Below are 11520 nucleotides of genomic sequence, written 5' to 3' on the forward strand. Positions count from 1 at the left end.
AACCCAGGGAATAATCAAACCCGATGAAAAAGTGGAATTAATTCGAGGAGAAATTATCAAAATGTCACCGATGGGAACCCGTCATGCTGCTGGTATAGCTAGATTAACACAGTTACTTTATCAAAAATTTGGCGATCTTATTCTCTTAGGAGTACAAAATCCGATTAGATTAAATAATAATTCTCAACCAGAACCAGATTTAAGTTTACTAATACCTCGATCGGATTTTTATGTTGCTGCCTATCCTTGTGCTCAAGATATCTATTTAATTATTGAAGTTTCTGATTCTACCATCGATTATGATCGCTATACTAAAATTCCTCTTTATGCGGAAGCAAATATTAAAGAAGTTTGGATTGTCAATCTCAAGGAAGAATGTTTAGAAGTTTATCGCCATCCTCTGCATGGTAGTTATCAAGCTATTCAGAAATATTATCGAGGTGAAAGTATTTTTATTGAATCCTTTCCAGAAATAGAGTTAACTTTAATTGAAATACTCGGTAATATTTGTTAAATTAAATTCTACAGCGTCTCTCATAAAGAGAAAGTATAACCTAATTTGGTATCGACGACCGACGACCGACTCCCCAAAACGAAAAATTCGTACCTCACCATAGAATTACTGAATAGCTGATAGCTGGTAGCTGAGGGTTTATAACTTGCGTTCGTAACTTAACAAGGTATTTTTTAATAACATTGCCACCGTCATCGGACCGACACCCCCGGGGACAGGAGTAAGATAACTAGCCACTTCTAAAACCCCAGCATAGTCCACATCGCCCACCAAACGGTCAGCGACGCGATTAATCCCCACATCCACTACCACTGCACCGGGTTTTACCATCTCTTTAGTGATTAAATTGGCTTTACCGACAGCAGGTACTAAAATATCGGCACTTCTGGTTATTTCTGCCAGATTTTCTGTGCGCGAGTGAGCAATAGTTACCGTAGCGTTTTCCTCCAATAACATTAAAGCTAAAGGTTTCCCCACTAGAATACTGCGACCCAGCACCACCGCGTGCTTACCGGCTATGGGAATATTATATTCTTTCAGCAGTGCCATGACCCCCGCAGGAGTACAACTGCGGATACAGTCCTCACCCCGCACTAAACCGCCTAAATTGAGAGGATGTAAGCCATCAGCATCTTTTTTCGGGTCAATTTGGTAGAGAAGGGAAACCGCATCTAAATGCTTAGGTAAGGGTAATTGAATTAAAATCCCGTCCACCCGCTCATCTTGATTGAGACGGACAATTTCCGCTAAAATTTCTAGTTCACTTGTATCAGTGGGAAAATGACGACCAAAAGAGGCCATGCCGATTTTAGTACAAGCTTTCTCCTTATTGCGGACATAAACGGCACTAGCGGGATTATCCCCCACCATCAACACCGCTAACCCCGGAGGTCGTCCCATTTGAGATTTTAGCCTCTGGATGCGCTCTCCTAGACCAAGTTGGATTTTTTGAGCTAAGGCTTTCCCGTCGAGAATTTGGCAAGTAGTTACGGACATTCTATGATAATACCGAGAACAAAAATCTTTCGGATCTATTCTATGGTCAAAAAGATTGGCTAATCGCACTCGTTAAGGTTAAAGCAAGAATGTCTATCCAGACTCGTGTAGGGCGCATCGGCAGTTTATTATTATTGCTAGGGTTATTCGGTTGTAGTACCCTTGCTGACCTCGGTATTGCCGTTCCCTACATCGGTGATCCTCCCCTAACAGCGATCGAGCAATTACAGGAAAAACCAAAAGGCACTTTAGTTTATCTTAGGGGAACCGTGAGCAATTATGCCCCTTTTTTAACTGGAGGAGCCTATCTTTTGCAGGATGGTTCCGGCAAGATTTGGATTCGCACCAATAGCAATAAATTACCCCGTCAAGGCGAAGAAATCGTCATTAAGGGCAAAATTGACTTTGAGGCTATTCCCCAGGGTTCCCAAAGCGTTAACGAATTGTATGTGCTGGAATTAGAACAGATGGATGCAGTAGCAGTTAATTCGGTTCCCACTCCTTCCCCGTCCCCAGAAATTAAACCTTCCCCCACCTCAGAAGTTAAACCCCCAGAAAATAATTCTCCCCCAGTCTCCACTAAACCCCTCGAAAATCCCCGACAGGTGACAATTCCGGGCGCTGCTGAAACAAAACCCCCAGAAACTCCCGTCGTTACCCCCGTTAAACCCAATCCACCCGTGCAACCCGTCGCAGAAGCGATTCCCCCCAAACCCCCCGCAGTGGTTAAACCCGTCCGGGACCCCCTCGATGCTTTCTTTTTACCCCATAAACAAAGGGAGAAAAACAGTAAACAGTAAACAGTAAACAGTAAACAGTAAACAGTAATCAGTAATCAGTAATCAGTAATCAGTAATCAGTAAACAGATGGAGAGTAAAGTTTATGACAAAGCTTATAAATTTGCCATTAGGATTGTTAAAGGCTATAAATATTTGTGTGAAACTAAACAAGAATATATTTTGTCAAAACAGCTATTAAGGAGTGGCACTTCAATCGGGGCTAACATTGCCGAGGCTAATGGAGCTATTTCTAAAGCTGATTTTCGAGCTAAAATGTCAATAGCTTATAAGGAGTGTCTAGAAACAAAGTATTGGCTGTCTCTATTGAAAGACACGAATTACATAGAGGAAAGAGCCTTTCAAAGTATCAATGATGACGCAGAGGAAATTGGTAAAATGCTTTGGGCTATTCTAAAAACCTGCCAAGAAAATACCAAAACCCGATAACCGATAACTGATAACTGATAACTGATAACTGATGATATTCGTTGCTTTGGCGATTTTAGAACAGGACGGTCGATTTTTAATGCAGTTGCGCGACGACATCCCGACGATTCTCTATCCGGGGGTGTGGGGTTTATTTGGTGGTCACTTAGAAGCGGGTGAAAATCCAGAAATAGGGTTAAAACGAGAGTTAAAAGAAGAAATTAACTACGAAGCCCCTAGTTTAGGCTATTTTCGCTCTTATAACGATGATAATCTCTCCCGTTATCTTTATCATGTACCCCTGACCGTGGAATTAGAAAAATTAGTGCAAACCGAAGGGCAAGATTTGGCATTATTACCCCCGGCTGCCATCCTTCAAGGGGAATACTATTCCGAGAAGATTAATCAGACTCGTCCTTTAGGAAAAATTCATCGACAGATATTACTCGATTTTATAGAAGTAGAATTATAGTGGATATTAGAGCCAGACAAGGAACTCCCTAATCTCTAGGGAAGTCGTAGTTAACACTGCTCCTCACCTCCCTCAAAGGCAAAATGCTCCCGCTTTTTGAATGGCTTTATTGAAACGTCAATCTTATTTTGGCTTTGTCTTTATGAACCAGTCGCGTCCCTCGTTCGTTTCCGTGCAGAAACTCCTATCTGGAGGTGCGATCGCTACCCTAGCAGTTAGTTCCCTGATGGTCCTTACCCCCGCAGCCAAAGGGGAAAAACCCTTAGAAGATAACCCGAAAGCAGTCATCGACCAGGTTTGGCAAATTGTTAATAATGAATTTGTAGATCGTAGTTTTCATCAAATTGATTGGCAAAAAAAACGTCAAGAATTGTTAAGCAGAAATTATACTAATCCCCAACAAGCTTACACGGCAATTCGGGAAGCTTTAAAGGATTTGGGCGATACTTATACCCGTTTTTTAACTCCTAGTGAATTTTCTGTCCTCACCAGTCAAACTTCCGGAGAATTATCGGGAATTGGGGTACGTTTAGCCCTCGATAAACGCACTAGCGATCTGGTCGTTGTCGATACGGTGAAAAAATCCCCCGCCAAGGAAGCGGGAATTAAAACAGGCGATCGCCTGATCAGAATTAATGGCAAACCCACCGCTTTAATGACCTTAGAACAAGCAATGGAAGCCCTACAGGGAGAAGTGGGTACTAGCGTTAGTTTACAGCTTGCCCGTCCCGATCAAGAGGTATTTGAAGTGACTTTGACCCGGGTAGCTATCGAAATCCCCTCGGTTAGCTATACCCTGAAACAGGAAGGTGGGGTGAAAGTTGGTTATATTAAACTGGATGAATTTAGTTCCCATGCAGCCGAACAAATGAAACAGGCGATCGAGGAATTAAGTCAACAACAGATATCCGGCTATGTTCTCGATCTGCGGGGCAACCCCGGCGGTTTACTATTTGCTAGTGTCGATATAGCTCGCATGTGGATGAAACAGGGCAAAATCGTTAGCACCATCGATCGACGAGGCGGTGATCGCCAATTTACTGCCAATAACACCGCTATTACCGATTTACCCCTAGTAGTCTTGGTTAATAAAGGTTCAGCGAGTGCCAGCGAAATCCTCGCTGGGGCGCTGAAAGAAAATGGCCGGGCGACTTTAGTGGGTACATCGACCTATGGCAAGAGTACCGTCCAATCGGTACACACCCTCTCCGATGGTTCCGGTTTAGCGGTGACAATTGCCCGTTATTATCCCCCCAACGGCGAAAATATCTACAAAAAAGGCATTAAACCCGATGTGCAGATCGAGTTAACCCAGGAACAACAGCTGCGCTTCCGCGATGATCCTTCTTTATTGGGAACTAAGGATGATCCCCAGTATCAACACGCGATCTCGCTGCTACAATCCCATAGTGTTAAACGTCCCGGCACTAGCAATCTCAATAATCCGTTGAGTAGTCGCGCTGAATAATTGTCCTAAGTAGGGTTTGCGACAAAAAGTCTTTTAGTGGGGACAGGGTGTAGGGTCATAATTCCCGACGACCTTCTAAAGCTCTCGCTAAGGTTACTTCATCAGCGTATTCCAGATCGCCGCCCATGGGCAACCCGAAAGCGATACGGGTAACTTTGGTGAAGGGTTTCAGTAAACCCCCGATATACAAAGTCGTGGTTTCTCCCTCGACACTGGGACTAATGGCCAAGATAACTTCCTGAATTTTTTTTTGGCTAACTCTGGTGACTAAAGACTGTATATTCAATTGATCGGGTCCAATCCCATCCATGGGTGAGATAACACCCCCTAAAACGTGATATTTGCCCGAATATTCCCTTGTTTTCTCCAAAGCAATCACATCTCTGGAGTCAGCTACCACACAGATAGTCCCCGTTTCTCGGTTAGGATTGCGGCAAATTTCACAAATCGGTTCGGCCGAAAGATGAAAACAAACCTGACACAATCCTACTTGTTTTTTAGCATCCACGATCGCCTGGGCCAATTCGATCGCGTCTTGCTCCGGTCGTTTGAGAATATACAGGGCCAAACGTTGGGCGCTTTTTGGTCCTACCCCGGGTAATTTTTGTAACTGCTCGATCAAACGAGCTAAAGGCGGTGTATAAATAGCAGTTAATCCTCTTATCAGTTATCAGTTATCAGTTATCAGTTATCAGATTTGAGTTTTCAAGTGAGCAGTGTTAAATAGAAGTTTCCTACTGTCTTTTCACTACTCACTGTTTACTGTTTACTGCTCACTGATTAAGACCGTTTGGGTAAACGCACATCGATAACACTGGTGTTAAAATTATAATTATCTCCTTCCAACTCGATTAAAGTGCCAATTTTCACCTTTTGACCGCCAACAACCGCACCAGTATCGGTAACTTCCGCTTGACCACTGAGAGTCATAATCATATCTTGAGAATAGTTTTCCGTGCGGGGATCGGGTAGGACTTTCACACTACCATCCGGCTGCGGAACTAAGACATTTCTCGATAAAGGTTTAACATTTTTTATATCCACTTGACCGGCTGGTTGATTACGAATAACAATATTAGTTTTCTTCTCGGTATTGAATTGATTAATCAAAGCGTTGGGATTGAGAACACTTAAACCCCGGACAATAACATCCACTTCTATGGGTTCTTTGGTAACTTGAGCGATCGTACTTTTACCACTCGTACCGGGGACAACAAAAATACCGATAATTGTCAATAAAATTACTAAAGCCGCTCCGATATCAAGCAAGCTAAATTTACCGAATAAACGTCCTTTTGAGTCTAATAAATTCATAAGCGGTTCACTATAAAATTTTGGGCATAAGGGAGAAGACAGTCATCAGTGGGAACAAGGGAGAATAAATAAAAATAATCTCCTGACTCCTGACTCCTAACTCCTGCCTCCTAACGGCTAGTAAATTCTATCATGATCGGAATCTTGGTCGCGGACGGGAAGTCTGACTTAAGATAGAAGATCGGAGTCTCACACGGAGCGATCGATAGACAATGGCCGGTAAAACTCAACTTAAGAAACAAGAAAAGCAATTATCTCCAGTCGATCTGACCCCTTCTGACGGTAACAACCTCGAAAAAGTTGCCCCCGTTAAACATTGGTCGATCGAAGATAGCGAAAATCTCTATCGCATCCAAGGCTGGGGAGAACCCTATTTCTCGATCAATGCCGCAGGAAATATCACCGTTTCGCCCCAGGGAGAAAGGGGCGGTTCTTTGGACTTATACGAGTTAGTTTCGGCGATTAAGCGGCGTAATATCGGTTTACCCCTGCTAATTCGGTTTAGTGATATTTTGGAAGACCGGATCGAGCGCCTGAATGCCTGTTTTAACCGAGCGATCGCCCGTTATAATTATCCCAACGTCTATCGCGGTGTCTATCCGATCAAGTGCAATCAACACCGTCACATCGTCGAGTCTTTAGTGCGTTTTGGTAAACCCTATCAATTTGGGCTGGAGGCTGGTTCAAAACCTGAGCTAATGATTGCTTTAGCTACCCTAGAACCTGCCTTAAACGGCAAAAATGACAAAACACAACCATTGCTAATTTGTAACGGCTATAAGGACAAAGAATACCTGGAAACTGCCCTGTTGACCACTCGTCTCGGTCATCGGCCTTTGATTGTCATCGAACAATTGGAAGAATTATATTTAACCCTGCGCGTCAGTCGTCAGTTAGGAATTGCCCCTCATTTGGGAGTGCGTGCGAAACTGGGGACAAAAGGGGTGGGTCGTTGGGGATGTTCCACGGGAGACCGGGCCAAATTCGGTTTAACCGTCCCGGAAATCTTAACGGTGGTGACGGAATTAGAACAAGCGGGGATGTTAGATTGTCTGCAACTGCTGCACTATCATATCGGGTCGCAAATCTCCGCTATTAGCGTCATTAAGGATGCCATTCGCGAAGCTAGTCAGATTTATGTGGAATTAGCGAAATTAGGGGCAAATATGACCTATCTCGATGTGGGGGGTGGTTTAGGGGTCGATTACGATGGCTCAAAAACTAACTTCTATGCCTCGAAAAACTACAATATGCAGAATTATGCCAATGATATCGTGGCCGAGGTCAAGGAAGCTTGTGAGGATGCCCAGATTTCACCCCCAATTCTCATCAGTGAAAGTGGACGGGCGATCGCTTCTCATCAATCGGTGTTAGTCTTTGATATCTTGGGAAGTAGTGAGGTTCCCCAAAACCCTCCCGATCCCTGCAATGGGAAAGAACACCTCATCCTCCGTAATCTCTGGGAAACCTACACGGGTATCGATGAGCGCAATTATCAGGAAGCTTATCACGATGCGGGACAGTTCAAAGAGGAGGCGATTAGTCTGTTTAATTTCGGTTATCTCAGTCTCAAAGAACGATCTAGAGCCGAACAATTGTACTGGGCTTGTTGTCACAAAATTCTGCAAGTGGCCCGACAACAGGATTATGTTCCCGATGACTTGGAAGACTTAGAGCAAATTATGGCCTCAATTTATTATGCCAATCTCTCGGTTTTTCAGTCAGTTCCCGATAGTTGGGCGATCGATCAACTATTTCCGATTATGCCGATCCATCGTCTCGATCGAGAACCTACCCAAAGAGGAATTCTCGCCGATTTAACCTGTGATAGTGACGGGAAAATTGCCCAGTTTATCGATTTGCGCGGGGACGTAAAATCAGTTTTAGAATTGCATCCGTTGGAGTACAAAAACGGGAAACATTCTCCAGAACCCTATTATCTAGGAATGTTTCTGGTGGGTGCTTATCAAGAGATTATGGGCAATTTACATAATCTTTTTGGCGATACTAACGTGGTACATATTCAGATGAGTCCCAAGGGATACGATATCGAGTATCTAGTCAAAGGAGATACGATCACGGAAGTATTAAGTTATGTACAATATTCTGCGGAAGACCTGTTAGAAAGAATTCGTCTTCGTTGTGAACAAGCTTTGCAGGAAAATCGCATGACTGTGGAAGAATCCCAATTACTACTACAGGATTATGAACGCAGTTTGCGACGTTATACCTATCTAGTGGGTGGGGATTGATGATTGCTCTTGCCGATCGAGTAATCGATCGAGGATGATAGAAAATAGACAAAATAGATAGTTAGTAAGGGGAAGCAGTGGAAAAGGGAACGCTGGTAGAATTTCGGGTGCAAGGAGAAAGGCGCTTAGGGGTGATCGATCGCCCAGAAGGTAAAAAAGATTGGATCGTCATCGATCAAGGGGGAAACCCGCATAAACTGCGTCCCCAACGCTTCGATTACATTGTCAAAGCAGGTCCGTCCAACCATAAGGAGATTGGCAATTTTCTGCGGGAAGTCCAACCCTATCTAGATGCTAGTGGTTTAGAAGTGGCCTGGGAATTATTAGCCGGGGAAAATCAGTTAGTCACTCCCGAAACCATGGCCGAGATCCTCTTTTCCGATCGCGGTCCGCAGTTTTGCTATGCGGCCCATTGTCTCTTGAGTGATGATAAAGTTTATTTTAAAAATAAAGGGGATGGTTACGAGGCCCGCTCGGAAAATCAGGTAGAGGAAATCAAACACCAGCTAGAGGTGGAACAACAGCGTCAACGGGAAAAAAGCCAATTTCTCCAACGTCTCCAGCAAGCCTTGGCCAGTGGAACGGTAGAATGGTCAGAAAGCGATCGAATTCGTCTGGAATCTCTAGAAAAATTTATCCTCCAACCCGAACAAAAATACCCAGCAGCCATGGAAATACTCTCGCTGCTGGGCCGTTCCCAAACCCCCGAGGCTGCTTTTGAATTGTTAGTCGATTTGAAATGGTGGAGTAGTCACGAAAACCTTTTCCTGCGACGCAGTTCCTACCCCGTTCAATTCTCGAAAAAGGTACTTGATGTGGCGCGTCTTAATTTACTCAATCCCCCTGCGGATGCGGATGTCAAAAATCGTCTCGATTTAACTCACCAAAAAATTTACACCATCGACGATGAAAGTACCGAGGAAATCGATGACGGATTATCGGTAGAAATGCTCGCAGATGGTGGTCATCGTCTCTGGATTCATATTGCCGATCCTAGCCGTTTAGTGCTTCCTGATGATGAATTAGACCTAGAAGCGCGTCGTCGCAGTACCAGTCTTTATCTTCCCACGGGAATGGTTCCCATGTTTCCCCTAGAATTGGCCGCCGGTCCGATGAGTTTGGTACAGGGAAAACTTTGTCCTGCGTTGAGTTTTGGGGTAATCCTCGATGAAACAGGGGCGATCGCCGATTATCGTATCCATCCTAGTACAATTAAACCCACCTATCGCCTCACCTACGAAGATGTGGACGAAATGTTACATCTGGATCTGCAGCATGAACCGGAAGTGAGGATTCTCAACCGTTGGGCCAAACAACGCCACGCATGGCGCAAATCTCAGGGATCGATTAACATCCAAATGCCAGAATCATCGATTAAGGTGAAGGCTAACGACGAAATTATCGTAGAATTGCAGGAAGTTTCCCCATCTCGGCAATTAGTGGCGGAAATGATGATTTTAGCCGGAGAAATCGCCGGTCGCTACTGTCAGGAACACGAGATACCCGTGCCTTTCCGCGGACAACCACAACCGGAATTACCCCCCGATGAGGAGTTAATTTTACTACCTGCGGGCCCAGTGCGTTCCTGTGCCTTGCGTCGCTGTATGCCGCGCAGTGAGATGACGACGATTCCTAACCGTCATGCTAGTCTGGGATTGAATACCTATTCCCAAGTAACTTCGCCAATTCGCCGTTATACTGACCTTTTGACCCATTTTCAACTAAAAGCCCATCTCCGGGGCGATCAACTGCCTTTTACGCGGGATAGAATGCAGGAAATTCTCTATAGTGTCGCTAGTTCGGCCCTGGAAGCCACCTCGGTGGAACGACAAACTAATCGTTATTGGAGTTTGGAATTTTTGCGACGACAGGGAGATCAAGTCTGGCAAGCTTTGGTGTTGCGCTGGCTGCGGGAAGAAGAAAATTTAGGCTTGATTTTATTGGAGGAATTGGGGTTAGAATTACCCCATCGTTTTGAGCGCTCGGTATCTTTAGGCGATCGCTTTCAAGTGCAAGTTAGTCGCTCTGATCCCCACCGGGATGAGATCCGTTTTCGCGAGTTGTCGGGTTTTGTCTCCTCTCAAGCAAGTTAATCTCTCGCACAGACAGAATTCAGAAGTCGGGAGATAGGGTGATAGGGATTTAGGGGTTTAGGGAAATTTCAGCCAAATGCTCCACTACCCCACACCCCACACCCCTCTGATAGATCAAATCAACCTACGGGCGCAAATCTGCTGTAAAATGTTATTATCTAGCAGTTAAAAGAGCCAAAAACTTCTGCATAATCCCAACGTATGACCATAACAATACGATTTGATTTGCCTATTAATATTTCGGAATCTCTCCATTCACAAGCAGAGGAACAGGCTAAGATAGCATATATCATGACTTTGTTAAAACATGGAGAAATTAGTAGTGGGATAGCCGGCAGGTTATTGGGAGTCTCTCGTTTAGAAGTTCTCGAACTTATGGGTCAATATGGGGTTGCCATCTTCCCCGACCAAAATCGAGAAGAGTTAGAACAAGAAATTACAGAAACCCTGCAATTATTAGAAGATTCTCCTGCGTGATTATTGTCTCTAATACCACTCCGTTAAGTGAGTTAGCTAAAGTTGGTCAACTTAACTTACTCCAAAAACTCTTTGGTAAAATTATCATTCCCCAAGAAGTTTATAATGAAGTCACCACGGGAAATCATCGGGCTGTTTCGGTTGTTCCTACTGCTCAGTGGATTGAGGTATTTACCATTCAATCTCCCGCTCAATTATTACAGTTGCAAATTCAGTTTAAACTCGATTTAGGTGAAGCGGCTACAATTATCTTGGCAGAAGAATTAAAAGCGAATCGAGTCTTAATAGACGAAAAATTAGGACGAAAATTGGACTTTTATTAATTGCCAAGAAGAAAGGAATTATTATTGAAGTTAAACCCATTTTAGATCAGTTTTTGAGTCAAGGCAAAAGAATTAGCCCAATTCTTTATCAAGAAATATTAGGAATGGCTGAAGAAAGCTAGAAATTAATTCCAGACAGAAACCAGAATATCCAACTTGTCGATACCTCAGTAACGTGAAAAGCGCTATAGTACATTTAGATCGGCCATCATCGCCATTACAAGAGAATATGCCATGAGGGAAAAAGCACTAGATTAAAGGTTTTAGCCCCTCTAAAAACGGCTAATGTACGAAAACAGAATACTCCTTTAAACTCTACTCTCTATGAAATTAATTTCCTCTTTACTTGCTGTACTGAGTTTCGTCCCCGCTATTGGTAACGGGGTGTGGTTTCCCGTAGAAGCT

11 protein-coding genes and 1 pseudogene are annotated in these 11520 nt (G+C 44.0%); 9 read left to right on the plus strand and 3 right to left on the minus strand.

Annotated features, from left to right (window positions below; translation table 11 throughout):
• A partial coding sequence (locus BGL89_RS01860) for a Uma2 family endonuclease (RefSeq protein ID WP_286824118.1) occupies positions 1 to 514 on the plus strand: 514 nt, incomplete at its 5' end.
• 138 nt (positions 515 to 652) lie between these two features.
• Here the strand turns inward: BGL89_RS01860 and folD are convergent.
• Positions 653 to 1510, minus strand: coding sequence for a bifunctional methylenetetrahydrofolate dehydrogenase/methenyltetrahydrofolate cyclohydrolase FolD (gene folD / locus BGL89_RS01865; protein ID WP_286824119.1), 858 nt, complete (start codon positions 1508 to 1510; stop codon positions 653 to 655).
• Positions 1511 to 1599: 89 nt separating this feature from the next.
• Between folD and BGL89_RS01870 the strand changes: the two genes are divergently transcribed.
• The 4 genes from BGL89_RS01870 (at position 1600) to ctpB (ending at position 4656) form a co-directional block, all read left to right on the plus strand.
• Complete coding sequence (locus BGL89_RS01870) at positions 1600 to 2310, plus strand: OB-fold nucleic acid binding domain protein (protein WP_286824120.1); 711 nt, start codon at positions 1600 to 1602, stop codon at positions 2308 to 2310.
• A gap of 67 nt (positions 2311 to 2377) precedes the next feature.
• The gene (locus BGL89_RS01875; protein WP_271974629.1) at positions 2378 to 2737 is read left to right on the plus strand and encodes a four helix bundle protein; all 360 of its coding nucleotides are present in this window, start codon (positions 2378 to 2380) and stop codon (positions 2735 to 2737) included.
• A gap of 31 nt (positions 2738 to 2768) precedes the next feature.
• Positions 2769 to 3188, plus strand: coding sequence for an NUDIX hydrolase (locus BGL89_RS01880; protein ID WP_286824121.1), 420 nt, complete (start codon positions 2769 to 2771; stop codon positions 3186 to 3188).
• Between the two features lie 142 nt (positions 3189 to 3330).
• On the plus strand, positions 3331 to 4656 hold the full coding sequence (gene ctpB / locus BGL89_RS01885; RefSeq protein WP_353743904.1) for a carboxyl-terminal processing protease CtpB: 1326 nt from the start codon (positions 3331 to 3333) through the stop codon (positions 4654 to 4656).
• 55 nt (positions 4657 to 4711) lie between these two features.
• Here the strand turns inward: ctpB and recR are convergent, their stop codons facing one another.
• A complete protein-coding gene (gene recR, locus BGL89_RS01890; RefSeq protein WP_287673051.1) occupies positions 4712 to 5302 on the minus strand; it encodes a recombination mediator RecR in 591 nt (196 codons plus the stop codon).
• A gap of 134 nt (positions 5303 to 5436) precedes the next feature.
• Complete coding sequence (locus BGL89_RS01895; protein ID WP_008200075.1) at positions 5437 to 5970, minus strand: DUF4330 domain-containing protein; 534 nt, start codon at positions 5968 to 5970, stop codon at positions 5437 to 5439.
• 212 nt (positions 5971 to 6182) lie between these two features.
• On the opposite strand from BGL89_RS01895, the gene speA reads away from it, so the two are divergent.
• The 4 genes and pseudogenes from speA (at position 6183) to BGL89_RS01915 (ending at position 11237) form a co-directional block, all read left to right on the plus strand.
• On the plus strand, positions 6183 to 8222 hold the full coding sequence (speA, locus tag BGL89_RS01900; RefSeq protein ID WP_286824129.1) for a biosynthetic arginine decarboxylase: 2040 nt from the start codon (positions 6183 to 6185) through the stop codon (positions 8220 to 8222).
• 77 nt (positions 8223 to 8299) lie between these two features.
• Positions 8300 to 10315: a ribonuclease catalytic domain-containing protein gene (locus BGL89_RS01905; protein ID WP_286824131.1), complete on the plus strand. Its 2016-nt coding sequence runs from the start codon at positions 8300 to 8302 to the stop codon at positions 10313 to 10315.
• 201 nt (positions 10316 to 10516) lie between these two features.
• Complete coding sequence (locus BGL89_RS01910; protein WP_147069031.1) at positions 10517 to 10792, plus strand: UPF0175 family protein; 276 nt, start codon at positions 10517 to 10519, stop codon at positions 10790 to 10792.
• A pseudogene (locus BGL89_RS01915) lies at positions 10789 to 11237 on the plus strand (PIN domain-containing protein). Before BGL89_RS01910 ends, BGL89_RS01915 begins: the two are co-directional and overlap by 4 nt.
• The last annotated feature ends 283 nt before the right edge of the window (positions 11238 to 11520 follow it).

The organism is Microcystis sp. LSC13-02, assembly GCA_002282935.1.
In the GTDB taxonomy this organism is placed as follows: Bacteria; Cyanobacteriota; Cyanobacteriia; order Cyanobacteriales; family Microcystaceae; genus Microcystis.